A 23,796-nucleotide genomic window follows, 5' to 3' on the forward strand; every position below is an offset into this window, starting at 1 on the left:
CGGGCAGCGGCTCGGGCAGCGGCTTCACTTGTTCGGTGTCCTGCTGCACCTGCTGCGCCGGCTGCGGCTTGTAGAAATCGTTGTCCTTGCGTCCGACCAGCCACACCACCAGGAACAGCAGCAGGCCGGCGGCGAAGGCGATGCCGACGATCGCGAGCAGGCGCCGCGGCAGATGCAGCACGATGCCGGACTTGGAGGACGAGGGCGACGTGGACATGGGACTCACCGTAGGGAACCGTTCGATTCTGGCATAGCCGCAGTGAATCGCGCGCCGCGGCGGGCGCGAGTCGGCAAAACCGCGACGGACAGGCGATAATCCCGGGTTCGTTCCCCTGGCACCCCGCGCCCATGCTCGATCCCGCTCTGCTTCGCCAACAGCCCGCCGACCTCGCCGAGCGCCTGCGCACCAGTCGCGGCTATGCGCTGGACGTGGCCGCCCTGGAGGCCCTGGAGGCCGACCGCAAGCGCATCCAGGTGCGGACCCAGGAACTGCAGAGCCTGCGCAACAGCCGCTCCAAGGCGATCGGCCAGGCCAAGGCCAAGGGCGAGGATGCGAGTGCGCTGATGGCCGAAGTGGCCGGCTTCGGCGACGAGCTGAAGGCCTCCGAGCAGCGCCTGGACGAGATCCGCGCGCAGCTGGAGACGCTGGCGCTGGAGATTCCCAACCTGCCGCAGACCGACGTGCCGGTGGGCAAGGACGAAGCCGACAACGTCGAACTGCAGCGCTGGGGCAGCCCGCGCAGCTTCGATTTCGAGGTCAAGGACCACGTCGAACTCGGCGCGCGCCACGGCTGGCTGGACGGCGAGGCGGCGGCCAAGCTGTCGGGCGCGCGCTTCACCGTGCTGCGCGGGCCGATCGCGCGTCTGCACCGCGCCCTGGCGCAGTTCATGCTGGACCTGCACACCGGCCCACATGCCTACCAGGAAACCAACGTGCCGGTGATCGTCAACGCCGACAGCCTGTACGGCACCGGCCAGTTGCCGAAGTTCGAGGAAGACATGTTCGCCACCGCGCTGGGCGAACAGAAGCGCTACCTGATCTCCACCTCGGAAATCTCGCTGACCAACCTGGTGCGCGACGAGATCGTCGAGGCCGAGCGCCTGCCGTTGCGCATGACCGCGCATTCGCTGTGCTTCCGCTCCGAGGCCGGCAGCGGCGGCCGCGACACCCGCGGCATGATCCGCCAGCACCAGTTCGAGAAGGTGGAACTGGTCAGCGTGTGCCGCCCGGAAGACAGCGCCGCCGAACACGAGCGCATGACCCGTTGCGCCGAAGTGGTGCTGGAGACGCTGGGCCTGCCGTACCGCAAGATGCTGCTGTGCACCGGCGACATGGGCTTCTCCGCCAGCAAGACCTACGACCTGGAAGTCTGGCTGCCGTCGCAGCAGACCTATCGCGAGATCTCCTCCTGCTCCAACTGCGGCGATTTCCAGGCGCGGCGCATGCAGGCGCGCTGGCGCAACCCGGCCACCGGCAAGCCCGAGCTGCTGCACACGCTCAATGGCTCCGGCACCGCGGTCGGCCGCGCCATGATCGCGGTGATGGAGAACTACCAGAACGCCGACGGCTCGATCACCGTGCCCGACGCGCTGCGCCCGTACATGGGCGGGGCCGAGCGGATCGGCTGATTGCTCGGGCCCGGGGCGTCGGCCCCGGGCGTGCCTCGCGTCGCCGTTGCTGCTGCGCCGCCCTCCTGTCCGTCCCTGCGCTCAGGCAACGTGTCCTGATACGGGCAGTGCACCGCCTTGCGCCACGAGTGGGTCTTCGATCCGGACGGGGCAGGGCGCTCGCATCCAATGCCTGCTGCAGCACGCGCCGCAGCGGCGTTCCGCGTGCGCCGAGCTCCCGTTCCCGTCACTTCGCGCTAGCCCGGCCGGGGTTACCCTGCGACCGTCTCTGAGCCACCGCGCGAGCGCGAAGGGCGTCCCTGCAGCGCAAATCGTTGTAGGAGTAGAATGAACCGGATCCGATTGTCCCCATCGTTCTAAATATCGAAAGAACATGCACGACCTCAACGATCTGTACTACTTCGCCATGGTGGTCGACCACGGCGGGTTCGCCGCCGCCGAGCGCGCCCTGGGCATCCCCAAGTCGCGCCTGAGCCGCCGCATCAGCCAGCTGGAGAGCGACCTGGGCGTGCGCCTGCTGCAGCGCTCCACGCGCCGCTTCGCCGTCACCGACCTGGGCATGAGCGTGCATCGCCACGCCCAGACCATGCTGGCCGAGGCGCAGGCCGCGCGCGAAGTGGTCGACCGGCTCAGCGCCGAACCGCGCGGGCTGGTGCGGGTCAGCGTGCCGGTGTCGCTGGCGCAGATGCAGTTGCCCAAGCTGCTGCCGATGTTCTTGGACCAGTACCCCAAGGTGCGGCTGCAGCTGAACATCAGCAACCGCCGCGTCGACATCATCAACGAAGGCTACGACGTCGCCCTGCGCGTGCGTTCGCGCCTGGACGACGACGGCAGCCTGGTGATGCGCAGCTTCGGCCAGGTGCAGGAACTGCTGGTCGCCAGCCCCAAGTACCTGGACCGCGCTGGCCGTCCCAAGGACCCCGAGGAACTGACCTCGCACGTCACCCTCAGCATCAGCGAGGACGAAGCCCGGCAGCGCTGGGAACTGCACGGCCCGGCCGGCGAAGTGCGCCGCGTCGACCTGCAGCCGCGCGTGGCCGGCTTCGACTTCCCGCTGCTGCAGTCCATGGTCAAGGACGGCTTCGGCATCACCCTGCTGCCCGAGACCGTCTGCGCCGAAGCCGTGCGCAACGGCGAACTGGAAGTGGTGCTGCCGGAATGGTCACTGCCGCAGGGCATCTGCCACGCCGTGTTCGCCTCGCGCCGCGGCCTGCTGCCGGCGGTGCGCGTGTTCATCGACTTCCTCGCCGAACACCTGCCGCGCCAGATCGAAGCCTCGCGCCTGGACTGCGGTGGCAACTGCCCCGAACGCACCAAGGCCCGTCACTCGACCCTGGGTGCGATGGCGGTCGAGGCGGGTTGATCGAGCTGCCGGCCGAACACGTCGGTCGAGCAAAACCGCCGCGGGCGTGCGAAAATGCGCGCCCGGGCTGGTCGTCCTGGGTTCGGGGTTCAGCGGGTGTCGTCAGCGGCACCGACCGCCTCAAGCGGGGCAGGCACTGCAGCGTCGCGATCCAGCGGCGTTGAGTTTCAAGCGGCTGCGACGTTCTTCCGCAGCACCGCCGCGTTCGCAAACGGAGAGATGGCCGAGCGGTTTAAGGCACCGGTCTTGAAAACCGGCGAAGGGTCAAACCTTCCGTGGGTTCGAATCCCACTCTCTCCGCCAAAAAATGCGCCTAAATGTATGATTATAAAGACAAAGTGGCCGGATTAAACCGGCCTTTTCCGTGTTCTTTTCCGTGTCTCTGGGCTGCTACTGCTGTCGCGAGTCGACCCACGCATCCACCTCGCCACGCCGCCAGGCAACCAGCCGCCCCAGCCGTACGGGCGTTGGGAAGTCACCCACCGCCATCGCCCGATAGAGCGCACCAGCAGACAGCCCGGTGACTCGTAGCACCTCACGCAGCCGCATCTGTGGCGCTCCTGGTCTCTTGGCGGCTGACGTAGGCCAAGCGCGGCTCGCCAGCGCAAATGTTCCGCACTTGGCGCTCGCTGACATCGTGCATCCAGGCGACCCATGGTGCACTGAGCGTTGAATTGCGCCAGTAGTCGCGGATACTGGAATCGCGCATCCTGTCAGCCAGCACCTTGCAGCGTCCGAACCGCAACTCTGTTCCGCCGAACGTCGCGACTAGCTTTCGGGCAGCCTCATCGCCGACGATGGCCGCAGCGCGGTCAAATGAATTGCCTTCAGGCGTTGCCGGGATGTAGATGATGCCAGCGACGGAGCGTTTTCCGTCCCGCCGAACATGCCGCACATGGAAGACCTCGCCCGCTAAGCGCAGCGCCAAGTGGCGGCCGATAACGGCCGCCACCTCCTGGACTTGCTGGGGGAAAGCATGCATCGAAAGCGGCTTCACCGCTGCGGCTCCACGAAGACGGTAAGCGCGCAAGTCGAAGTAGTGATAGCCCCCGTGCTGATCCGGCGCAGCCGGCAAGTTACGCTTAGCTTCGACTCCCGGCGGGGTCCAGTTGCCGCATTCGTGGAGTTTGTGAAGCGGATGCCCCGCGATGTCCCAAGGCTGGCAAACGCATCCGCGCCATTGGAGACATCGGAGGGCACCACCCCTTCAGACAACACGAAACCAAACTGGACTTCGAAATCGCCTGCGTTTGAACCAGGCGGCAACCATGATCCGCTTTCGGTACTGCCGGTCCCGGTGCCATCTACGACCCACCGGCCATCGCTGCCTAGTGACAGGGAAATTGACGCGGTGATGGTGCCGGTCTGGCCGGAAAGTGCAGTGATCCCTCGCTGATAGCTGCGGCCGTCAAAGCCGAGCGAGTAACGAGCCGTGCCCTTAGCAGCCCACAGATTTGACACATCAACGCCGCCGCTGCGATAGCCTACATCGGCGCGTTTACCGCCGAAGGCGATGGGGGCATATCGCCGAGACAGGTCAATTCCACCGCTTCGCATCCCGCAGTCGCGTGCAAAGTCGCCCTGCACGTAGGGGTCGAACAGATCGTCGAAATCAACGCCGCCGCTTCGATATCCAGCGGTCATCGGATCATCTCCCGCACCTGGGCGAGAACCGAATCGCCACCCATGCGGACCATGCCGGATCGGCGCTGTATACGCCGCTTGAGGACAGCGGCCGGTGGACGCTTCTTCTGCTTGGGGCCATGCTTCCTCGGCAGAAGGGGCAAAAGTGCCGCCTCCCAGGCGAGAAGCGTCATCATCAACCCGAAAATCTGAATCATCGGGCGACCTCCGCGTCGTGCGCATCGAAGCGCCAACCGTGGACCCAGCTGCGGCGGGAGGGTGCGACCTCCTGCTGATCGGGGCCGCGCGCAGGGCGCAGCAGTTCCGCACGAACCTGGGCATCCAGGTGTGCCAGCACTCGGCGCACTTCGTCAGCCGGCAATTCGGGCCAGGCGTGCCGGACGCGACGTTCGATTTCTTCGCGCGCATCGGACGATGGCCGCCAGAGCGGATGCCGAAGTGCGGCACACTGGATCGCCAGGCGGGGGCCATCGTCGTCGTCAGCCAGGCGGCCGATGCTTGCCGAAGCGATTTCCGCGTGTGCCCACGCAGCGATCCCGGCCACGTCCGGCGCTTCCGTACCGAAAAACGCGGCGCGTGCCGCCGCGAAGCGTTCCACGAAACTGCGAGGGGTGGTCATGCCGCCACCCGCCAGAAATTGCGCTGCGCGTCCGGCACCAGGGCAGCGGCCCCCGCGAAAACGCTCAGCTTGAGCGCGCCGTCCCGGCTGGATCGGTCCGCGACCACACGGACCTCGCGGTCCAGCACGACCGCAGCGCGGCCGAAGCTGCCGACGAACGTACCCGAAGCGCTGTCGGTCAGTTCGGCAGCGATGCCAGCCGCGCGCAGCACGCCGTCAGCGCCAATTGCGGCACCAGCGGCAGCAGTGCCAACGATTGCCCGCAGTTCACCGAACTGGCGACCAGCGGCGGCGGCACTGGCGAGGCTGAAGGTACCCAGCGACGCGGCGCTGAGCGCTGCCAACAAAGCCTGATCTGCGATGCGGCCGACGCCCGCGAGGATCGACGCTTGTAGCAGTTCGTCGAGGCTGCCATCGTGCAGGCGATTACGGTAGTTATCGCGCGCGATTTCCAGCGCGGCGCCGAAGCTTGGCGCGCTGGACTGAACGGACCAGTCCACCGAGGCGGATGCGAGCGGCAGGGCCGTTGCGACCGTGGCGTTGGCGCCGTCTGCGACGACGGCCATCGTCAGTGGACGCACCACGGTCAGGCCGGATACCTCGCGCGCGAGAACGGGAATTTCCGGTCCAGTGCCGATACGACGCGGCGGCAGTGGTTCCTCGCGGACGAACAGAAGCGTGCCAGCAGCAGCGCAGCGGCTGTGAGCGAGGGCGATGTCCAGTGCGGAAAGGGCGAAGTCTACGACCGCGGGACGGCCTTTCGGGGTGCTGCGCAGTCGGCCGTCGGCGTCGAACAGCCCGGCGAGGCTAGGCGAGACCTTGCCGGCCAGGTCCAGAGCGGAGTATCGCGCGGTGGATGCTGGCATCACGTGCCGGACATCACCAGCGGCGTCGGTAAAAACAGTGGCGCCTTGCGCAGTGCGAGCACCTTGAAGCAGGTTTTTAATTTCGTCAGACATTTAGTTTTGGTTCTCGGGTATACGGTGGCGGAATGCCCCGTCACGATTGATTTTCCGGGGGCGTAATATTCAATTCCACTTGCGGAATTTCCGCTTTCGGCGCAATCCGGTCCACTTCCGCGATTTCCGCGAGGCGGTCGCCGGCCGACAAGGCTGACGCACCGACATGTAAAGCAAGCTTTACACCATGGCCCGACAAGAACCCCTAGAACGACGGTACTTATTCCAATTCGCTATCCCAGGAGTAATAAGAAAACTAAATTTGGAATAGCACGCAGATTGGAATATCGGCGGTGTCGGCGACCCCGCAGGCCGTACCCCTTCGGGAAGGACCCGAAAAAGTGAACGGGGCGCCGTCCGTTCATAGTTGCGCCCCGACTGTCACAATGGTTCAGATGGTAGACAAGTGAGACCGGCCAGGTTGCTTGCACCGTGATGCGGGTCTAGTGTCTGCCTGCCAGCACCACCGAGCGCTGGCGAAACAGAGCGAATGGCTGCGGCCGCCATTCGATTACAAACGTTCGGCCCCACTCATGGATCAGAGATAGTATGCGCAAATCTATTTTGGCAATTTCTTTTTTAGCCGCCGTTGCAAGTGCCAGTGCCATCGCAGGCAACAGTAGGCTCAACCCTGATGATGTAATCCAAGGCATGGGCGAACGTCTGCCGGTCGGAAAGCAGAATGTCAGCTTGTCGCCTCTATTCAAGGTATACACCTTTGAGAAAGCGGGCCTCAAGTTCGTTCAGATCAACTCGCTTAAAGACGAAGTAATTACCGTCGTTTCCGTGACGCCCGGGGTGGATTCCGTTCTTCCGATTGGTTCTGCTGCTGAAAAGCAGATGGTTTCCGTCAGCGACGAAAAGAATCAGCCGATGGGGATGGTGACGGCTGCGGCAAGCTGCCCGTGCAATGCCACCGTGGTCTACCGGGATTCCATAACCACTATCGTGGTCATTTATGACAAAGATGGTAATTTCATCGAATCCTATAGGATTCCAACTGCGAAGTATTCGGCGCCAAAGTAAATAGCCAAGGCAGTTGGATCAAGCATAGGCCACCATGGGTGGCCTATGCTTTCTGGAATCCCTAAATTCAGCCCTCGGCGGCAGGCGGGCCGATCTGAACAAGTTGCCACGACCTCAAATCCCGTGTGTCGCGGACATGAATCGACCAATTGATGAAGCTCAAGGTGCCGCGTTTCGATGCAACAGTCTTGCTGCCTGCGGTCGAGAAGAATAGATAATTTCCTTGAAAAACGGCGGCGATAATCGGACCAATTTCTGTAATCGCAATGCTCAAGTGGCGCGGGACGACTTGTTTTCCAGTGGTCACATCACCATGTGGAAACCACTGAAAATCCTTAGCCAGCCCAACGCATATATCTGATGCATTATCATCAACCTTCCAAAGTGGTGAATTCAGTTCACCTGTAAGGTTGAGCAGATACTTTCCATCGTTCGGAATCTCAACCTTGAGCCGCCAATGCTCATCAGCAAACACTAGATCGCCAACTGCGGCCGATGCCACTGTCTTTTGTTCAAATGCATACAAATCCATCCTTGACCCCCTTTTACCTCAAGATGAGGTGGCCCAAATCTACTTCACGCCGCAGCCGGCCACCATTCAGGCGCGTAGACATTTCGCAGCCAGAACACGGCCACCCGCGCCCCGAATGTCCTTCCAAGTGCGTCCCGCCGCGCCGTGCAGGCCGGATGCGTTCGACAGCGCTCCACGATCAACCGTGCCGCCTCATCGCCACTCAGACGCCGGCCGGTGATGTCCCGGCGGACAGCGAGCCAGTACCGGTCGTCTTCTGTCTCCACCGGCACGCGATCCAGCACCCGGCGTGCATTACGCCGTGCCGCAAGCTCGGCTGTTCGGGACCAGGACTCGGCCGTGACTTCGTACCACCGGTTTCGATCCGATCCACCCCCACAAGCCCCTAGACTACCTAAGGTGTTCTTGGCACTTGTGGGGGTGGCTGTTCCCTCGCGGCGCTTCAGGGCCAAACCCATACGCTGAAACAAATCGATCACCGCCTGGGTGGCCGCTCGCCCGCTTGGCACCGCAAACCGCTCGCTGGCCCACTTGGCGCCCACAACTCCAAGCACCGCCAACAACTGCCGCCGAGCGAACGCTCGCTGCACCAGCACCTGCGCGACCTCGCCCGTGATCCGAAAGCCTGGCCCAAGCCGGAACCCGGCGAACAGGTCTGCGTAGGCACTGACCCTTGCCCGAGCGAACCGGCGTCGCGTCAGATCTTCGCCGGCTGGCTCCATGCTCGCATCGGCCAGACCAGCCGTAGCGGCCGTGAATCGGTCCCAGGCGCGCGGGCCGCGCCCGTCATCCCATATGTCTAGGTCGGCTTCGCACAGCGCCTCCTGCACGCCCAGGTCGCGCACAATTCGATGTCGCAGCAGCGCCGCGCGGTCGGCTTCGCTGATAGCGGGCCGCTCACGCAAGCGACGGGCCTCGAAGTCGCCCAAGTCACGCGCTCCCAAGATCGCATCGCGCTGCTCGCGGTTGATTTCGGCACGCAGCAGCTTCAGCGATTCGGCCGAGACCTCCCCATCGTCGGCGACAGTAATCGGGCGCACGGCGTAGCCCGCCGCCTCAAGCAGCCACCATACACCCGCAGCGAAATCCGCCCTCTGCCTGGCGTCGCCGGCTTCGATGTCCGCGACGAAGCCGTCCAAGTCGGTCGGAAGCACCGGGCGGCCTTCCAGTTCGGCAGCTTGAGACAGGCCATCCAGGATCGCGGCGGCTGAATCGATTTCCGTGCGGTTCGATGGTGTGGCAACGACTGAAATGCGCCGCAAGTAGCGCACGCGTCGCGCCATCTGCATGGCGTCCGCTGGTGTGACTGTCGCACCGGATGCGATCAGGAACAGACGGTCGAACCACGGCGCGCCACGATGCTCGATGGACACCCCCGACGAAATGACAGGGCTTGCAACCACCGCGTCGTAGAGACGCGACAGGCGGTCGGGTTCGGCTAAGAACGAGGCTTGCTCCCGATTACCAGCGTTATCAGACGTGACCAGCAGCACCCGACGCCCAGACGATTCCAGCAGCCGCGCGCACTCGATGGCGCGGGACTTCTCGCCGCATGCGACCCAAAGCCGGCGACCGTCAGCGAGTTCCGCGAGCATTTCGCCGTAAACGTGCCGCAGCGCATCTGGCCCGAATCCGAAGTCGCAGCGCAAAGGTTCGGCACGTGGTGCATCCACGTCGATCACACCGAAGCGCTCGCCGGGGCGGCAGGATTCCAGAAAGCGAATTGTTCGGTCGTCGATGCCGGCGTCGGCCACGATGATGCACTCAGCGCGCGCGACCAGTTCACGCAGCCCGACCAGGACATCCGCCATGGTCCGCTTGTCTGCGACAGTGACCCTCGCCGCGAGGCTGCGCAAGACCTGGGCGATTTCGTCGACGAACACCCAACGCGCCTCACGAAAAATCTGCGCGTGATCGGCCTTCACGACAGACGGCAAGCAGCTTGCCAGTGCATCAACGTGCACGGCTTCCTCGCCGCCCACGCGCTGGTAGTGGTCGCATCCCAAGCGCGTTGCAAGCTCAGCAATCAGAGATTGCCGATGCGCCAGCGCTACGAACCGGCCAGGCTGCTGCCGCGCCCACTCGGCGAACGGACGGCCAACGCGCTGCGTTTTGCCGGCGCCCATCGGGGCGCGCAGGACGATCACGCCTTGATACTCGCCCGCACCGAGTTCGGGCAGGCTGCGCACGCGCTGCACGTCGTGCCCCGCCAGAACAGCCGCGGACGGCCGAACCGCTGCCAGCGCGGAATCGCGCCGACGGTCGGTGATCCACCGGACTCCGCCCGCAATGGCGTCGACCGTGCCGGCGGCCAGCACATGCCGCGGCAACGCAGCCCGCAGCGCGTCCGCGACGGATTCGACCGTTTCACCGCGTGACGGAACGCTGAGCGCAAGGCGCTTCGCGACGGCCCAGGCGAATGCGGCGGCTTCGGTAGGATCAGTGATTCGTGCCAGCGCGCGTAGCGCTTCATCGCGCCCCGGCGGAACTTCAACCCGCGACAGGTCGAACACCCGCGAGAACACGGGCGCTTCCGGTTCCGGGGGCAGCTGCAGCACGCCCAAGCCGGCACGCACAGATTCCAGGCCGACGCGTTGGTGCAGGTCGTTGAAGTCCTCGCCGACCTGTGGAGGCATCGCCCAGGGCAACCCGGTTGCTTCTGCCGCGCGCTGCCCTGCGCCGTTGGTGTCGTGGTCAGCGGCCACGACATCGGCCAGACTGGCACAATGCACTAGGTTGCCTGCGTCGAACGCGATAATGACGGCTTCATCAGTAGCAGCATGGACACTGGCGCCCGTGGCGTAGCCCTCGCAGAGCCACGCGCGGCCAGCGCCACCGATTCGGAAGAATGTTCCGCGCTTCTGGCCGCCGCGCAGGAATAGCTTTCGACCGCCCGCGTCGATTCGCTGCACGTTAACCAAGCGCCCGCCTGGCAGGTGCGCCGGCACCAGCAGATCACCAGCGCGCACGGCGATGGCGTCGCTGATCCAGCGTTCTCGCTCGCTGTCCCAAAGGCTCGCGCGCATCGTCAGCGAGGCTACGCGCAGCCCATAGGAGCGCACGCCCTTTTTCAGTAGGTACGGGTGCGAGTCGTCAGCAGGTGCTGCCGAGTCCCACGCAGCACGGGCGGCATCGGCTGCAGCCGCGCGACCTAGTTCGTCGGCGGCTTCTCGCTCTGCTGCCCGCTGCTGAGCAATCTCTTGCGCACGAAGGATTCGTTCGGCGTAACCGTCTTCACGCGCGACGGCATCGTCGCCTGCAAGCTTGAAAAGCTGCCACGCCGCATCGCGCGGCTTCCAGTAGGTGCTGGCGCCACCGCGTTTAAACGAGCGAAACGTAATTGCAGGCCAGGCCGTACCGTCAGGATCGACGGTCACGGACGCGACCAGGAACTGCCGCTTATCGCGTCGGCCACTCAGGGCGGGTAAGTATCGGCGCGAACCATCAAGCGCTGGAAGCTCTGCCAGCAGACCACCAACCTCAGCGGCGGCTGTCTGTGCGTCGCCGAAGAACTCGGCTAGCGCATGCTCGGGTGTCGGCCAGCGGGTAGCGACGAAATCGCGGAAACGGGTTGAAGCCACTTGCTACTCACCCCACACGGCGCGCGCTGCGGAGCTACAAATGGCGCGAATGTCTGCCGCTCGGAACCGAACACGTAGCCCACTTGCGGCGGCTGCCGATGCGAACGCCGCTGGCGCGTATGCAACGAAATGGCAGCCGATGCTCCGTGTGTAGCAGGCCCAGCGGATCAGCCAGGCGAACATATGGTGCCTCAGTTCGCCTACGCTGCGCGCACGGTGGGCGCGTTCCAGGTGCCAAGATGCCGAGCGCTTGAATACCTCCGGCGGAAATTCGGACAGTAACCCGCGAACCGATGGCGCGGCATCCTGATGGCGAATCTCGCCGAAGCGGTTCTCGGGGTTCTGCAACGCCAGGCCGCGCCCATCGGCCTGGCGTTTTTTTTGTGCGCTCATCGGGGAGATGCCTCCGTGACTTCAAAGCGCGCGGCAATCCAGCGATCGACAGTGCTGGGGTCCCAGCCTATAGCGCGCGGGCCGATCTTAGAGGGGGCAGGGAAACGGCCTTCCGCGATATCGCGATAAAGGCTTGCGCGACTGCGACCCACGCGCGCCAAGACCGATGGGAGACGTTCAACTTGAAGGCGGTGTTCTGACATGTGTTAGATGCTCCATTTATCGCCCAAGTCGTCTCAGGCGTGGCGGCATCATTGCGCGGGGAGTACCGCTTGAGAAGTATTCACATTAGGGAATGGCATTTAAGATCAATGACTTAGGAATGGCTATTCACATGGCGATTTCTCATGTGAATACCCGCGTCATTCCGATGGCGATGCGAACGCGGACCAGTCTTCCATAAGAACACGCCGCTTCTTCAGTAGATCGCCGCGGGCGTAAGCGGCCTCGGCCTTGTCCTTCAACTGGTGGGCGAGGGCGTGTTCGATCACTTCGCGTGGGTGGTGGGTCTCTTGGCCCGCCCAGTCACGGAAAGAACTGCGGAATCCATGTGTCGTCAGATCGGACCGCCCCATCCGTTTCAGGGTTGACAGCATCGCCATATTCGACAGTGATGCACCCGGCTTCGCGCCGGGAAACACGAAGCTCGCGGCGTCATTGGAGGTGAATTCCTGCATCTGCATCAGCACTGCCGCAGCCTGTCGAGACAGAGGGACACGATGTTCCTTGCCTGCCTTCATGCGCTCAGCGGGTATGACCCAGGTTCGTTCCTGTAAATCGAATTCGCCCCAGCAAGCCCCTAGTACTTCGCTAGTGCGTGTGGCTGTCAGGATGGCGAATCGAAGTGCTGCCGCGCCTGTGCCGACTTGCTGTGCGAGGTCGGCCATGAATTGCGGTAAGTCGCTGTAGGGAAGGGCGGCGTGGTGCTGAACCCTCTTAGCCTGCGCTGGGGCTGCCAGAGCTTCTGAGAGATGCCCGCGCCACCGAGCGGGGTTTTCGCCTGAGCGATGCTTGTTAACGGTTGCCCAAGCGAGAACCCGTTCGATCCGACCGCGCACACGGCTGGCTGTCTCGTTTTTTGTGAGCCAAATCGGCTCCAATGCAGCGAGTACATGCGGTGTGTCTATCTGCTTTACATCGAGCGCGCCGAAGACCGGATGAGCATATGTCTCAAGGGTGTTTCGCCACTGGGCCTTGTGCTTGTCGTTCTTGAAAGCAGAAACCTTGCTTGCAAGGTACTTTTCAGTGGCCTGCGCAAAGGTCAGGCCAATAGATGCCTGGCTTCTGGCGCGCGCGGTACTAGGAACGATGCCGGCTGCCAGGTCTACCCGGAACTGCGCTGCGCGGGCGCGTGCCTCTGCCAGTCCTACGATACCGGCCGACCCTAGGCCCAACTCGCGGCGCTTACCTGCGCGCACGAATTCAAATGTCCAGGATACGGCGCCGCCGCCCCCGACTCGCAGGGCAAGATTGCCGCCGTCTGTGTAACGCCCAGGCTTTACGGTTCCTTTGATGGCTGATCTAACGAAGGTGGCAGAGAGGCGATGCAGGGTTCGGGCCACGTCTCGTTCCGTGAATTTTCCGTGTTTGATCGGGCGATGCTATCAGCTTTTCGGGGGCATAGTGAGACGAAGTACGTCATTTTATTTTAGTAATATCATGAGCTTGCGTTGATTCCAGTGTTCTGGCGTGATCCAGCGTTAACTGGCTCTGGCGGCCACTCTCTCCGCCATTTCCAGTTGCTTATTAAATGGCGACGCATGATTGCTGGTGTGACTCTGGCTCATTTGCAATTTTACAGCTTTTTAATAGTGAATCCCTGGGATCGATGCGATGAATTTTACTTGCTCATGTTTGGAGTGCGCGTCTGAGCGAAAACATGGGTTCCTCTATGTGCCTTTTCATCAGCAAGGTATTTATCGCGTTACTTGTGGAAATGGGCATCGGATTGTTTTCATCGTTCAGGAGCATCCCTTTGAAGTTCTTTTTCATATCGCTTCCAATGCTGTAATCGACGGCTATTATCGAGAGGCCATCACATCATTTGCGGCAAGTCTTGAAAGATTTTATGAGTTCACGGCTCGGGTTCTTTTGTTGGCGCGAGGCTTGGATCACTCGCTGATCGATGCGTCGTGGAAGGCAATCACTGATAAGTCTGAGCGCCAGTTGGGAGCTTACATTGCTCTTTGGTCCGCTCACTTTATGGAGCCTCCAAAGATGCTGTCAGGATCACTTGTACAGTTTCGCAATGATGTGGTGCATAAGGGCGTAATACCGACCCAAGATAAGGCGCTTGATTTTGGACAGGCCATCCTGGAGTTGATTGCGACACAGCGTGACAAGCTAAAAGCCTCTTGTCATGCGGAAATTAATGCTGTTGTGATGAATAGGAATGCCGGTTTGATTAGCTCAGTCGCCGGCGAGCCAAAGGTCGGAGTTGCTACTGTGGACTCGGCGGTGGGACTTTCGTCTTCTCAATCGGAGCCTCTAAAGCAAGTCATCGAACGTATGCGGCGAGATCGTCATGATATCGATATGGCTGTAAAGGCTCTCGATGGCTTTTCGCGTCAAGTTGATGGCTGCTAGGTCTCGAAGAAAATATGGCGACTTTGAAGTCGCGTCCTGCGCTAAATCGGCACCGGATTTCTCATTCATTTCGTAAGTTGTAACTTCTCGTGCCCCGGTGCTACCGTCCCCTCGAGCTTCCAAAAGGGTCACCCGGTTTGGCGAGCAAAGCGTCTCTAGGACAGTGGCGGACACGGATGCTGGCCGGGATCGGTGGCATTGCTGCGATCGTGGTGGGGTGGGGCATCGGCTTGTTCGAGGCCAAGGAGGTGCCGGTGCCGCCCTCGCTGCAGACCGGGAAGGACGTCGAAGCAGGCGAATGGTCGCTGCGCTTCGATCACGTAGAGAGCAGCGACCGGTTACCGGATGGCGAGGTGGTGTCGCGCGACGGTCGCAAGGCGATCGTGCTGTATCTGCAGGCGACCAATCGCACCACGCAGACCAGCGGCTCGCTGGTGCAGGCGGTGGCGTTGAAGGCGCCGCCGCGCGGGGCCGATGCGCGGCCGACGGCCTATCTGTTGCGCGATCGCGCGGCGACCACCGAGTTGCAACCTGGCCTGCCGGAACAGGTCGCTCTGGTGTGGACGTATCCGGCGTCGGAACAGGTGGCTGGGCGCCTGCGCTTCGACATCACCGCCAGAACCTTCAAGGCCTTCGACAATCTCTACGCGCAGCCGCTGTGGACCGACCCGCATCCGGTCGGCGTCGTGGAGCTGCCGCTTGGCGCAGCGCGTGCCGGCGCACAGGCGGGTGAACCGTGAAGCGGCTGGCCGCTATCGCGATCCTGCTGCTCGGCATCGTGCTGCTTGCCGGGATGCGCTGGACGATGCCGCGCTACGAACGCATCACCGGTCCGATCGCGGTGTCCGGAGCGCCGGGCAGTTGGGTGCAGACCGACAATCTGGCCGTGAATGCCGGCACGCCGCAGCTCGCGCATACGATCCGCTTCAAGGCGGCGGGCGCGCTGCAGCAGCGCGACAGCGGCGGCGTGTGGCTGGTGGTGCCGGTGCGGTCGAAGGTCGCGCGCGCGACCGCGCGCGCGTACGGCCGGGTCTGGGCGACGCCCGACGGCCGGCGCTACCGCGCCAGCGGCCGCGCGGAGATGGGCGATGCAGTGCTGTCGTCGATCAAGACGCTGCAGCCCGGGTTGGAGCGCAAGGACGTGCTGGTGTTCGAACTGCCGACCGCGCTCGCGAGGGCCGGCGGCACGCTGCTGCTGTCGGAGGACCGCGACCCGCAGCTGACGGCCGAGGCGCAGGTGCGCTATCCGCCGCTCCCGCCCGCAACGGCGGTCACCGATGTGCTCGATCTGGATGCGCTGCATGCACGCCTCTGACCGCGACGTGCCCCCGGCCGTTTCCGAGCGGCGCATGCGCTGGCTCGCACTGGCGGCATTGGTGGTGCTGGTGCCGTGCACGATGGCCGCGACCGGCTGGCGCGATGTGCGGGAACTGCTGCATGCGCGCGAATGGCGGCCGGTGGATGTGGCGATGGCGCAGACCGTGGACTACGACGGTGCCGCCGTTCGCCTCGCCTCGGTCGACGTGCTGCCGTTCGAGGCGGGGCTGCCCGCCGATCGTACGTTTGTGCGCACGCGCCTGGCGCTGGTGCCGGGCGCCGCCGGCGCGCAGTGGAGCGATTGCACGCTCAAACTGATCGACAGCACTGGCCGATCCTGGTCCGCGATCGATACCGTGCCGGACCTGTTGCAGCGTGCCCTGGCCAAGCCTGGCGAGTCGCCCGGCGTGGCCTGCGATGGACTGGCCGTGTCCGCGGCCAAGCCGGGCGGGCCGTTGGCGATCGACGGCTATTACCTGGTGCCGCGTGCGGCGGCTGCGCAGCTGCACCTCACCGTGAGCACGCGCGGCGGTCGTCCGCATTACCTGCGTTTCGCAAGAGGAGCAACGCCATGACCGAGATGGCGCTGCGCGGCGGGCCGCTGGGACTGATCGGCGACACGCTGCGGCTCTGGAGTCGCTACCTGCCGCAACTGCTTGCCGTGGCGCTGGCCGGCGTGTTGCTCAACGAACTGCTGCTGCAGGCGGCGGTGTGGATCGGCTACCAGAACCGGCTCGCCGGCTTGCTGTCGCTGACCCTGGTGGTACTGGTCAAGCTGGTGATCTTCGTGCTGCTGTTCGAGACGCTGCGCCCGGCCTTGCCGGGAATCGCCAGCGCGGCGCTGGCCGAACAGGCCGAGGCTACGACAGCGCAGGACGAGGGCAGGGCGCGCTGGCGTCGCCTGTCGGCGATCGTGTCGCAGGCGCTGGTGCCGTTCTTCGCCTACTACGCCGCCTGGGGCTTCCTCGGCGAGACGATCCGTGCCTATGGCCGCGAGGGCTTGGGGCAGTTCAATCCGTTCGATCCGACCTATCGCGGGTCGCTGTTCGAGGTGTCCGGCGGCTGGTGGCTGGCGGCGTCGGTGGGGTTGCTGTGGCTGATCCGGCGCGGCGCGAAAAAACAGAAGCAGCGCAGCGCGCATCCGGCGTGGAACGTGCTGATCGTGCTGTGCGAGGCCGGCTGGACCTTCGTCGGCATGTACGTGCTCACCGAATGGAAGGGCGGCGTGTTCCGCTGGCTGGCGCATCTGCGCATCGCCGATCTCGGCCAGCAATTGTGGCAGGGCATCACCCATCCCATCGGTGTCGCGCATGCTGCGTTGCCGGGCGCGGTGGAGCAGGCGTCGCCGGGCGTGGCGGACACGCTGGTGGTGATCTTCTTCTCGGCCTTGTTGCCGGTGGTCTGGCTGGCGTTGGCCGCGCTGATCTACCGCTACGACGTGCACAACGCCGAATGGAGTGCGCCCGGCAAGTGGTCGAGCAAGGTCGACGGCACGCTGGGGCTGTGGCGCAAGCTGCCGACGTGGTTGCGCGACTTCATCGGCCATTTCTGGGCGGGGACCGTTTCGCGCTATCGCGCTGCGGCCAACAGCGTGCAGTTGGCCGGCGCCACCGGGCTGGCGGCCCTGGTCACCTTGATCGTGCTGTATCGCGCCCTGGACTGGGCCTCGGCCTGGGCCTGGATGGGACTGACCCGGTTGATCGGCCCGCACCCGCAGGTGGTGTGGCAGGCGATCGCCAATCAGCTGTCGGTGGTGCTGGGCACGCCCAGCGACCCGGGCGACGGCATCCTGCCGCAGACGCTGAAGATCTGCCTGCTCGCGGCGACCCTTGAGCGCGCCTTCCGTGCGGGGCGGAGCTGGAGGGCGTTGAAGTAGTCCGCGCCGCCCGAGCCGTCCGCATCGGGCGGTGACGCGTCAGCCGGCGGCGGTCGGCACCGATGGACTCAGGGCTGCGACGCCGGCAGGGCGAACTCGTCGAACAGCGCCTGCAGGACCGGCGTCCTGGGCATCCTGGCCAGCGGGATCTCGGCCTTTTCGAACCAGCTCCGGTCCGCCTCGGGATGCGGACCGCTGAGCACGACGGTGCCGCGGCCGAAGCTGTAGCGCGCCGCGGCCACATCGCCATTGGCGTAGGTGGCGAGCGCACGGAAGCCACCCAGGGTGCTCTTCGGGAAGTAGGGGCCGTCCTGGAAGAACACGCTGTCGGGGCGGCCCTTCCAGCGAACCGCGACGGCCTCCTCATCGATGGTGGTGACGGGGAAGCCGGGTCGGCCGACCTCGCCATCGAGATCGTCGCCGATCAGGCCCATGTTGGTGTCGTCGGCAAGATAGGCGCCCATGCACAGGCCCAGATAGCCGCCGCCCTGCGCGACGAAGTCGCGGATGGCGGCGATCCGGCGCTCGCCCATCGCCTGCAGCGCGGCCGGAATGTCCTGCCCGCCGCCCCGGTTGCACATAGATCGCATAGCCGCGCAGGGTGGCGGGCGTGACGTCTTGCGCCTCCTTCGGGCCGATGATGTCGACCTTGTACTGCGGACTCAGTGCCTCGATCGCTTCTTTGGCGGTTTCTGAGCAATCGTCGCAGCCGGCTGCGCCGCGATAGACCGCGACACGGATTGTGGGTTGCGCGTTCGCCGCGGACACGCAGGCGAACGCGAGGCAGCACAGCGCCGCCAGTCGCAATGGAAGTTTCATGGTCGGCGCTCCTGGCGCAAGTCGGAGATTCAGTGTTCGTGCGAATGCGGCAACGCGACCAGTCGGTAGTCGCCGTCGCCGATCGATGGCCCGATCTTGCAATCGGTGAGGCGAACCGCCTCCTTGCCGGCCACCTTGCGCGGCAGGCAACTGCCGCCATGCGTGCAGAACGCGCCGCCCGACGGCGTGTCGCGCGCGATGTCCACCGGCAAGGTCTGGCCCTTGTTCCAGGTGTTCTGCATGTCGTCCTTCACCGTGGCAAGCATCATCGCGTGACAGTCCGGCGCCGGCGTGCGTGCGCTCGCCAGGGCGGGTACTGCGGCCAGCGCGATGATCGTGGCCAGAAGGGTGTTGCGCATGGGTGTCTCCTGTTCGTTGTGGATCGGCGCGACAAGGACGCAAAGAGCGACGCGGCTGTCGCTGGAGGCGTACATTCGGCCGATCGGCCTGCAATCAGGCATGAACAGGCCAGTGCCTCGCTGCGCAGGCAACTCCTCGTAGGGTGAATCGCGCCGCGGCAAGCGCGGACGCGCGTGCATGAAAAACGCCGCGACGGGTCACCGTCGCGGCGCTTGGAACAGGACTGGAATGCTTCCAAAAGCGACGCTGGGCGTCGGCATCAGGACAGGCGCGCTCAGCCGGCAGCCGGCGCCTTGGTATCGCCGGCCTTGATATCGCCCGGCTGGCACTCGCCCAGGCGCTTGCCGTCCATCTTCATGTGCGTCTTCATCGACATGCCGCCCGGCAGGCCGGTGATCTCGGAATGCGATTCGGAGGCCATCTCGGTGGCGCTGAAGGTGCCGGTGCTGGTGCCGGCGACCTTGATGTCGCCCATCGTGCAATGCATCTTCGCGTCGATCTTTCCGTCCTTCATGCTGAAGGAGTCGTACACGCAGTTCTTCTGCATCGGCGAGGCGCTGCCGAAGAGGCTGGTGGGATCGTTGATCTGCTCGGCGGTGAGGCAGATCTTGGCGGTGCTCGGCGGCACCTTCGGCATCTGCGGCATGTTGCCGGAGCCGCCGCTGGTCTCGCTGCTCACTTGTTCGATCCGCATCTCCCATTGGCCGGGCTGCAGCTTCGCGGCCTGGACCTTGGCCACGTCGGCGACCGAGGCGTTGGACATCGCGACGTTGTCGCCGTTCTTGTCGCCACCCTTGCCGCAGGCAGCGAGCAGCACACATACAGCAACCGTTGCCGGCATGGTCAGACGCATGAACTTCTCCCTAAGTTATGTGAGGTGCGCGGAGCATAGCCGGGGGCGTAATTAAGATGACGTCGACGCCGGGCGCTGCCGTTGGCGCGTGCCTGGTCACGCGGGAGGCGGCGGAGAGGCTGGATCCGACCGCCGCAGGCACGCGCGTCGGCGGCAGAAGAAGCAGCAAACCCTGCGCAATCGCACGCCGCCACCGCGCCTGCATGCGGGGCGTGGCCGCGCGATCCCCGCGATCACTGCGTATGTTGTCCAGGTGCCTGCCGTGCACGGACCATTCCGTTCGGCTCTGCTAGCGTCTGCGCCGCCGCGCTTGACCCCCACGCCATCCGCTCCAGGTCCGACCTTCGATGCCCAGCCTCGCCGAACGTCCCGTCATCCTCGAACGCAAACGCACGTTGAAGATGGCCCGCTCCGCCCACGCCTATGTCCGCGGCAACACGCTCAAGTTCTACGAATGGCTGGCAGCGTCGCCGGCGGCGCGGCGCGTGCCGATGGGACCGGCGATCTGGATCTGCGGCGACTGCCATCTCGGCAACCTGGGCCCGGTCGCCGACGGCGAGGGGCGCGTCGAGATCCAGGTCCGCGACCTCGACCAGGGCGTGATCGGCAATCCTGCGCACGATCTGATCCGCCTGGGCCTGTCGTTGGCCACCGCGGCACGCGGCTCGGACCTGCCCGGCGTCACCACGGCACGGATGATGGAGGCGATGATCGACGGCTATGGCGCCGCCATCGAGGATCCGACCCGCGATCACCCCGGTGCCGAACCCGAGACCGTGCGCAGCATCCGCCGCGAGGCCTTCGGCCGGCGCTGGCGGCATCTGGCCAAGGAACGCCTGCAGGCGGTGGAGCCGCGTATCCCGCTGGGCGAGAAGTTCTGGGCGTTGGCGCCGGAAGAACGCGAGGCGCTGGAGCGGTTGTTCGCCGATCCGGCGGTCGCGCAGATGGTGCTGTCGCTGAAGGGAAAGCCCAAGGATCGCGAGGTGCGCCTGGTCGATGCGGCGTACTGGATGAAGGGCTGCAGTTCGCTCGGCCTGCTGCGCTACGCGGCGATCGTCGCGCTGAAGACCGGCAAGGGCCACTGGTCCTATGCGCTGGTCGATCTGAAGGAGGCGATCGCACCGATCGCGCCAGCGGCGCCCGATGCGCGGATGCCGGCGGACAACGCCGAACGCGTGACCGCCGCCGCGCGGGCGTTGTCGCCCTACCTGGGCAGCAGAATGTTGCCGGTGCACATGCTGGGCCGCTCGCTGTTCATTCGCGAACTCTCGCCGCGCGACCTGAAACTGGAAGTCGACCAATTCAATCACGTCGAGGCGGTGCGCTCGGCGCGCTATCTCGCCTTCGTCGTCGGTAAGGCGCATGCGCGGCAGATGAAGCCCAGGACGCGGGCCGCGTGGCTGCAACAGTTGGACGCCGACCGGCGCAAGGCCATCGACACGCCGTCGTGGCTGTGGGAGAGCGTGGTCGCGCTCGCCGGGCATCACGAAGCCGGTTATCTGGAGCACTGCCGCCGCTATGCGTTGGCCGCCTGACGGCGACTTCTTGAGGCGCGATCCGTTTCAGCCGCGCGTGCGGTCCAGGTCCAGCGCCATGTCCCAACGGTCCAGCCCCGCGCCGTAGCCGTTCGCGACCACGCGCTCGACCGTGAAGCCGAAGCGCGCGTAGAACGCCTGGGTGTGCTGGCTGGTGTCCAGTTCGATCCGCGCGACGCCGGCACTGCGGCAGGCGTCGAGCCGGGCCTCGGTCAGTGCGCGGCCCAGGCCCCGGCGGTGCAGGCGGCGGTCGACCATTCCCCAGCCGAAGCTGGCGACGCGGCCGTCGAGGCGCACCGCGTGGCCGCCGCAGGCCACCACCGCGCCCGCGCGGACGATGACCAGGTAGTGCCAGGCGCCGACGTCGTGTTCAAGGAAGCGCTCGAAGGCGGCGCGTTCGCTGCGGTCGAAGAACTGCGGGACGTTGCTGTCGAACAGCGCCAGGCAGGCGGCGCGGTCCTGCATGACGTAGGGACGGATCGTGTTCACTCGGGCAGTGTGCCGCAGGCGGTCAGGCATGTCGTGGCTGCGCCGGGTGTGGAGGTCGCATCGGCCATTTCCGACGCGAGTGTCGGAAAATTTCGCCGGGCCTGTCCGGGATCCGCAGCGGGGTGGTGTCCGGAAGCGGGAAGGGGGAGGGTCAGATAATTCTGACGTGAGATCAGGATTGTCCTGATAACGCTTTTCCCGCCGCACCAGCATACTGGCCTCGGCCTGACGCAGGGACCGTCGCGCGCCTTACGGGGAGAGCGCTGGCAGGTCACTCGACCCTGCGTGCCGAGCCTTGAGTAAGCTCGGCAGGGTTTTGATGACGACACGATGACGTTTCGCGAAGTGCAGATGAGCACTCCGTGAAGCGTCGTCGTTTGTCTACAAATTCGTATTGCCCTGAATAATTCACGCAGATAGTCTGGATGGTGCGGTATCCGCTGCGTTGGGGTTATACGAGATGGCCATCAGGGTTTTTCTGGTCGATGATCACGCTCTTGTCCGTACGGGCATGAAGCTGATCCTGTCGAATCAAACGGATATCGAGATCGTCGGCGAGGCCGACAGTGGCGAAAATGCGCTCCCGCAGATCCGGCAGCTGAAGCCGGACATCGTCCTGTGCGATCTGCACATGCCCGGCGTCAGCGGGCTGGAAGTCACCGAGCGCATCGTCAAGGGCGACCACGGCACCAAGGTCATCATCGTCTCTGTGCTGGAAGACGGCCCGCTGCCCAAGCGCCTGCTGGAAGCCGGTGCCTCCGGCTATGTCGGCAAGGCCGGCGACGCGCAGGAGCTGCTGCGCGCGGTCCGCGACGTGGCGATGGGCAAGCGCTACCTCGGCGCCAACATCGCGCAGAACCTGGCGCTGGCCAATCTGGAAGGCGGCGGTTCGCCATTCGACGCGCTGTCGCCGCGCGAGCTGGAAGTGGCCCTGCTGCTGACCCGCGGCCTGCGCCAGGAAGACATCGCCAAGCGCCTGAGTCTCAGCGCCAAGACCGTCAACACGCACAAGGCGCGGCTGTTCGAAAAGGTCGGCATCCAGGACAACATCGCCCTGGCGCGCCTGGCCACGCAATACGGCTTGCTGGATCCGACGCATCCGCTGTAGTCGGCGGTGCCTACCGAGCTGGCACGAGAGCGGCCTTCGGGCCGCTTTTGCGTTGTGCTTGCGCCAACGTGCGGACCTGTTCGCAGTGGATCGATTGCGAACCCGCGTCCGCGGCTATCACCGACGCCCTCGGCACTGGCGCGTGCCGCGGTCGGAATGGCTGGGTTTGGCGAAAGCGGTGGAGTAGGGAGCGGGTGCTCTGCGCCGATACATCACTCGCGACTGCAGCGAGCGCGCAACGACGCGGACGTGCATGTGGTGGTGGATCTTCAAGGCACTTCGGTAGCCTTCCGCGCAGCACGTACTCCACGCATCGCGTGTTTTCGCAGGCGCGGCTTCAGCCGCGACCGACGCATCGGGAAAGCCTCGTCGCGGCTGAAGCCGCTCCTGCAAGGTGATGGTGTAGCTCGTCGAGTCACGGCAAAGCGAGTGTTGCCGTGGCTTTGGAGGGGAAGCCACTGCTGCTGCGCCGAACAGGACGCGCGAAAGACAGTACGCGTACAGACGATCGTCTTGAGCCGTAGCGATGGATGCGTTTGATGGGCGCCCAAAAGAAAAAAGCGGCCCGAAGGCCGCTTCTTTCACGCTGCAACGGCAGGGGCGGGGATCAGCCGCGATCCTTGTGCTCGTCGCCGTCCGCCTTGTCCGCGCCATGCGGCGCAGGCGCTGCGGACTGCGCCGCGGCAGCAGCACGTTCCTTCCGCGCCGCCTCGTCCACAGTCGCGATCTCCGCTTGCGCCGGCGTCGCCGGAGCAGCGACGGACGTTGCGCTGTCGTCGCGTGCCGGCGTGACCGATGCGGCCTCGGTCGACGCTGCGGCCGCTGCCTGACCACTGTGCGGAACCGCCGCCGGTGCCTCGGCGAAGGCATCGAGCAGGGTGGTCTGTACCGGTGCGTAGGCCGGCTTGGCCGCGGCAGCGTCTTCCGCACGCGGTTCCGCGGGAGCGGTGGACGTGGCGGCCGGCGCTGCGCTCGGCGCGACGGTGGTCGCCGTCGGCGTGGTCACGCCCGCCGGATCCTCGACGGTGGCCTTGGCATCCGCCGCGTCCGGCTCGGCGACCGGCGCCTTGGCGGCGTTGGCAGTCGGTTGCTCGATGGCGGTGGTGA

At 64.9% G+C, this 23,796-nt stretch carries 24 protein-coding genes, 1 tRNA gene and 2 pseudogenes; 11 read left to right on the forward strand and 16 right to left on the reverse strand.

The genetic code is table 11. From position 1 onward, the window contains the following. A pseudogene (locus D588_RS24105) lies at positions 1 to 217 on the reverse strand (energy transducer TonB); the annotation flags it as partial. A 131-nt stretch (positions 218 to 348) separates the two neighbouring features. Here D588_RS24105 and serS point away from each other — a divergent pair. From serS to D588_RS0105660, 3 genes are all read left to right on the forward strand, one after another. Beyond that, positions 349 to 1,629 (forward strand): serine--tRNA ligase, encoded by a 1,281-nt coding sequence (serS, locus tag D588_RS0105650; RefSeq protein WP_017915282.1) that lies wholly within the window; start codon positions 349 to 351, stop codon positions 1,627 to 1,629. Positions 1,630 to 2,002: 373 nt separating this feature from the next. Further along, complete coding sequence (locus D588_RS0105655) at positions 2,003 to 2,992, forward strand: LysR family transcriptional regulator (protein WP_010342573.1); 990 nt, start codon at positions 2,003 to 2,005, stop codon at positions 2,990 to 2,992. A 213-nt stretch (positions 2,993 to 3,205) separates the two neighbouring features. Then, positions 3,206 to 3,295, forward strand: a tRNA-Ser gene (locus D588_RS0105660). 232 nt (positions 3,296 to 3,527) lie between these two features. Here the strand turns inward: D588_RS0105660 and D588_RS0105665 are convergent. The 5 genes from D588_RS0105665 to D588_RS24110 are packed head-to-tail and all read right to left on the reverse strand — an operon-like array spanning position 3,528 to position 6,214. Beyond that, complete coding sequence (locus tag D588_RS0105665; RefSeq protein WP_232764235.1) at positions 3,528 to 3,989, reverse strand: Mor transcription activator family protein; 462 nt, start codon at positions 3,987 to 3,989, stop codon at positions 3,528 to 3,530. Further along, positions 3,986 to 4,636 (reverse strand): hypothetical protein, encoded by a 651-nt coding sequence (locus D588_RS27695; protein WP_157836428.1) that lies wholly within the window; start codon positions 4,634 to 4,636, stop codon positions 3,986 to 3,988. Before D588_RS27695 ends, D588_RS0105665 begins: the two co-directional genes overlap by 4 nt. Beyond that, on the reverse strand, positions 4,633 to 4,833 hold the full coding sequence (locus tag D588_RS0105670; protein ID WP_017915284.1) for a hypothetical protein: 201 nt from the start codon (positions 4,831 to 4,833) through the stop codon (positions 4,633 to 4,635). Before D588_RS0105670 ends, D588_RS27695 begins: the two co-directional genes overlap by 4 nt. Then, positions 4,830 to 5,255, reverse strand: coding sequence for a hypothetical protein (locus D588_RS0105675; protein WP_017915285.1), 426 nt, complete (start codon positions 5,253 to 5,255; stop codon positions 4,830 to 4,832). The genes D588_RS0105670 and D588_RS0105675 overlap by 4 nt, the downstream gene beginning before the upstream one ends. Next, on the reverse strand, positions 5,252 to 6,214 hold the full coding sequence (locus tag D588_RS24110; protein ID WP_017915286.1) for a hypothetical protein: 963 nt from the start codon (positions 6,212 to 6,214) through the stop codon (positions 5,252 to 5,254). Before D588_RS24110 ends, D588_RS0105675 begins: the two co-directional genes overlap by 4 nt. Before the next feature lie 549 nt (positions 6,215 to 6,763). On the opposite strand from D588_RS24110, the gene D588_RS26430 reads away from it, so the two are divergent. Further along, on the forward strand, positions 6,764 to 7,240 hold the full coding sequence (locus D588_RS26430; protein ID WP_026144169.1) for a hypothetical protein: 477 nt from the start codon (positions 6,764 to 6,766) through the stop codon (positions 7,238 to 7,240). A 67-nt stretch (positions 7,241 to 7,307) separates the two neighbouring features. Here the strand turns inward: D588_RS26430 and D588_RS27700 are convergent, their stop codons facing one another. From D588_RS27700 to D588_RS24115, 5 genes are all read right to left on the reverse strand, one after another. Then, on the reverse strand, positions 7,308 to 7,772 hold the full coding sequence (locus D588_RS27700) for a hypothetical protein (protein WP_157835169.1): 465 nt from the start codon (positions 7,770 to 7,772) through the stop codon (positions 7,308 to 7,310). A gap of 44 nt (positions 7,773 to 7,816) precedes the next feature. Continuing rightward, positions 7,817 to 10,798 carry a plasmid replication protein, CyRepA1 family gene (locus D588_RS0105685; protein WP_017915287.1) on the reverse strand — a complete coding sequence of 994 codons (2,982 nt, stop codon included), beginning with the start codon at positions 10,796 to 10,798 and terminating at the stop codon, positions 7,817 to 7,819. 558 nt (positions 10,799 to 11,356) lie between these two features. Continuing rightward, complete coding sequence (locus D588_RS27705; RefSeq protein ID WP_157836429.1) at positions 11,357 to 11,746, reverse strand: hypothetical protein; 390 nt, start codon at positions 11,744 to 11,746, stop codon at positions 11,357 to 11,359. Next, positions 11,743 to 11,949, reverse strand: a complete 207-nt coding sequence (locus tag D588_RS26435; protein ID WP_081613485.1) for an AlpA family phage regulatory protein — start codon at positions 11,947 to 11,949, stop codon at positions 11,743 to 11,745. Before D588_RS26435 ends, D588_RS27705 begins: the two co-directional genes overlap by 4 nt. A 159-nt stretch (positions 11,950 to 12,108) precedes the next feature. Beyond that, the gene (locus D588_RS24115) at positions 12,109 to 13,308 is read right to left on the reverse strand and encodes a site-specific integrase (RefSeq protein WP_043083587.1); all 1,200 of its coding nucleotides are present in this window, start codon (positions 13,306 to 13,308) and stop codon (positions 12,109 to 12,111) included. Positions 13,309 to 13,579: 271 nt separating this feature from the next. Between D588_RS24115 and D588_RS27710 the strand changes: the two genes are divergently transcribed. The 5 genes from D588_RS27710 to D588_RS0105715 all read left to right on the forward strand — a co-directional run bounded on the left by D588_RS27710 (position 13,580) and on the right by D588_RS0105715 (position 17,525). After that, entirely contained in the window at positions 13,580 to 14,332 is a 753-nt protein-coding gene (locus D588_RS27710) for a hypothetical protein (RefSeq protein WP_157836430.1), read from the forward strand. A gap of 176 nt (positions 14,333 to 14,508) precedes the next feature. Further along, complete coding sequence (locus D588_RS0105700; RefSeq protein ID WP_017915290.1) at positions 14,509 to 15,072, forward strand: hypothetical protein; 564 nt, start codon at positions 14,509 to 14,511, stop codon at positions 15,070 to 15,072. Further along, complete coding sequence (locus D588_RS0105705; RefSeq protein WP_017915291.1) at positions 15,069 to 15,647, forward strand: hypothetical protein; 579 nt, start codon at positions 15,069 to 15,071, stop codon at positions 15,645 to 15,647. Before D588_RS0105700 ends, D588_RS0105705 begins: the two co-directional genes overlap by 4 nt. Then, complete coding sequence (locus tag D588_RS0105710) at positions 15,634 to 16,224, forward strand: hypothetical protein (protein WP_232764237.1); 591 nt, start codon at positions 15,634 to 15,636, stop codon at positions 16,222 to 16,224. The genes D588_RS0105705 and D588_RS0105710 overlap by 14 nt, the downstream gene beginning before the upstream one ends. Further along, complete coding sequence (locus D588_RS0105715) at positions 16,221 to 17,525, forward strand: hypothetical protein (RefSeq protein ID WP_017915293.1); 1,305 nt, start codon at positions 16,221 to 16,223, stop codon at positions 17,523 to 17,525. Before D588_RS0105710 ends, D588_RS0105715 begins: the two co-directional genes overlap by 4 nt. 68 nt (positions 17,526 to 17,593) lie before the next feature. Here the strand turns inward: D588_RS0105715 and D588_RS24120 are convergent, their stop codons facing one another. The 3 genes from D588_RS24120 to D588_RS0105730 all read right to left on the reverse strand — a co-directional run bounded on the left by D588_RS24120 (position 17,594) and on the right by D588_RS0105730 (position 19,557). Then, positions 17,594 to 18,058: a hypothetical protein gene (locus D588_RS24120; protein WP_232764238.1), complete on the reverse strand. Its 465-nt coding sequence runs from the start codon at positions 18,056 to 18,058 to the stop codon at positions 17,594 to 17,596. Between the two features lie 315 nt (positions 18,059 to 18,373). Then, positions 18,374 to 18,883 (reverse strand): hypothetical protein, encoded by a 510-nt coding sequence (locus D588_RS28425; RefSeq protein ID WP_232764239.1) that lies wholly within the window; start codon positions 18,881 to 18,883, stop codon positions 18,374 to 18,376. 95 nt (positions 18,884 to 18,978) lie between these two features. Beyond that, complete coding sequence (locus D588_RS0105730) at positions 18,979 to 19,557, reverse strand: DUF3617 domain-containing protein (RefSeq protein ID WP_226977812.1); 579 nt, start codon at positions 19,555 to 19,557, stop codon at positions 18,979 to 18,981. 347 nt (positions 19,558 to 19,904) lie between these two features. Here D588_RS0105730 and D588_RS0105735 point away from each other — a divergent pair, with 347 nt between their 5' ends. Beyond that, positions 19,905 to 21,092 (forward strand): DUF2252 family protein, encoded by a 1,188-nt coding sequence (locus D588_RS0105735; protein ID WP_017915297.1) that lies wholly within the window; start codon positions 19,905 to 19,907, stop codon positions 21,090 to 21,092. 27 nt (positions 21,093 to 21,119) lie between these two features. Here the strand turns inward: D588_RS0105735 and D588_RS0105740 are convergent, their stop codons facing one another. Further along, complete coding sequence (locus D588_RS0105740; protein ID WP_017915298.1) at positions 21,120 to 21,581, reverse strand: GNAT family N-acetyltransferase; 462 nt, start codon at positions 21,579 to 21,581, stop codon at positions 21,120 to 21,122. Between the two features lie 460 nt (positions 21,582 to 22,041). Here D588_RS0105740 and D588_RS0105745 point away from each other — a divergent pair, with 460 nt between their 5' ends. Beyond that, complete coding sequence (locus D588_RS0105745) at positions 22,042 to 22,689, forward strand: response regulator (RefSeq protein ID WP_026143418.1); 648 nt, start codon at positions 22,042 to 22,044, stop codon at positions 22,687 to 22,689. A gap of 607 nt (positions 22,690 to 23,296) precedes the next feature. On the opposite strand, the pseudogene D588_RS0105750 reads toward D588_RS0105745, so the two are convergent. Further along, positions 23,297 to 23,796 (reverse strand): annotated as a pseudogene (locus tag D588_RS0105750) (hypothetical protein); the annotation flags it as partial.

This window comes from Xanthomonas sp. SHU 308 (assembly GCF_000364645.1).
In the GTDB taxonomy this organism is placed as follows: Bacteria; Pseudomonadota; Gammaproteobacteria; order Xanthomonadales; family Xanthomonadaceae; genus Xanthomonas_A; species Xanthomonas_A sontii.

What these genes read in the sequence shown, in the direction of transcription:
- D588_RS24120 (WP_232764238.1), bottom strand. Translation starts at nt 18,058, where the DNA reads ATGGGCGAGCGCCGGATCGCCGCCATCCGCGACTTCGTCGCGCAGGGC.
- D588_RS27710 (WP_157836430.1), top strand. Translation starts at nt 13,580, where the DNA reads ATGAATTTTACTTGCTCATGTTTGGAGTGCGCGTCTGAGCGAAAACAT.
- D588_RS27695 (WP_157836428.1), bottom strand. Translation starts at nt 4,636, where the DNA reads ATGACCGCTGGATATCGAAGCGGCGGCGTTGATTTCGACGATCTGTTC.
- D588_RS0105685 (WP_017915287.1), bottom strand. Translation starts at nt 10,798, where the DNA reads ATGCGCGCGAGCCTTTGGGACAGCGAGCGAGAACGCTGGATCAGCGAC.
- D588_RS27705 (WP_157836429.1), bottom strand. Translation starts at nt 11,746, where the DNA reads ATGAGCGCACAAAAAAAACGCCAGGCCGATGGGCGCGGCCTGGCGTTG.
- D588_RS0105735 (WP_017915297.1), top strand. Translation starts at nt 19,905, where the DNA reads ATGCCCAGCCTCGCCGAACGTCCCGTCATCCTCGAACGCAAACGCACG.
- D588_RS0105655 (WP_010342573.1), top strand. Translation starts at nt 2,003, where the DNA reads ATGCACGACCTCAACGATCTGTACTACTTCGCCATGGTGGTCGACCAC.
- D588_RS0105730 (WP_226977812.1), bottom strand. Translation starts at nt 19,557, where the DNA reads ATGCGTCTGACCATGCCGGCAACGGTTGCTGTATGTGTGCTGCTCGCT.
- serS (WP_017915282.1), top strand. Translation starts at nt 349, where the DNA reads ATGCTCGATCCCGCTCTGCTTCGCCAACAGCCCGCCGACCTCGCCGAG.
- D588_RS24110 (WP_017915286.1), bottom strand. Translation starts at nt 6,214, where the DNA reads ATGTCTGACGAAATTAAAAACCTGCTTCAAGGTGCTCGCACTGCGCAA.
- D588_RS0105715 (WP_017915293.1), top strand. Translation starts at nt 16,221, where the DNA reads ATGACCGAGATGGCGCTGCGCGGCGGGCCGCTGGGACTGATCGGCGAC.
- D588_RS0105745 (WP_026143418.1), top strand. Translation starts at nt 22,042, where the DNA reads ATGGCCATCAGGGTTTTTCTGGTCGATGATCACGCTCTTGTCCGTACG.
- D588_RS26430 (WP_026144169.1), top strand. Translation starts at nt 6,764, where the DNA reads ATGCGCAAATCTATTTTGGCAATTTCTTTTTTAGCCGCCGTTGCAAGT.
- D588_RS0105710 (WP_232764237.1), top strand. Translation starts at nt 15,634, where the DNA reads ATGCACGCCTCTGACCGCGACGTGCCCCCGGCCGTTTCCGAGCGGCGC.
- D588_RS0105675 (WP_017915285.1), bottom strand. Translation starts at nt 5,255, where the DNA reads ATGACCACCCCTCGCAGTTTCGTGGAACGCTTCGCGGCGGCACGCGCC.
- D588_RS0105700 (WP_017915290.1), top strand. Translation starts at nt 14,509, where the DNA reads ATGCTGGCCGGGATCGGTGGCATTGCTGCGATCGTGGTGGGGTGGGGC.
- D588_RS27700 (WP_157835169.1), bottom strand. Translation starts at nt 7,772, where the DNA reads ATGGATTTGTATGCATTTGAACAAAAGACAGTGGCATCGGCCGCAGTT.
- D588_RS26435 (WP_081613485.1), bottom strand. Translation starts at nt 11,949, where the DNA reads ATGTCAGAACACCGCCTTCAAGTTGAACGTCTCCCATCGGTCTTGGCG.
- D588_RS0105670 (WP_017915284.1), bottom strand. Translation starts at nt 4,833, where the DNA reads ATGATTCAGATTTTCGGGTTGATGATGACGCTTCTCGCCTGGGAGGCG.
- D588_RS28425 (WP_232764239.1), bottom strand. Translation starts at nt 18,883, where the DNA reads ATGCACGCGCGTCCGCGCTTGCCGCGGCGCGATTCACCCTACGAGGAG.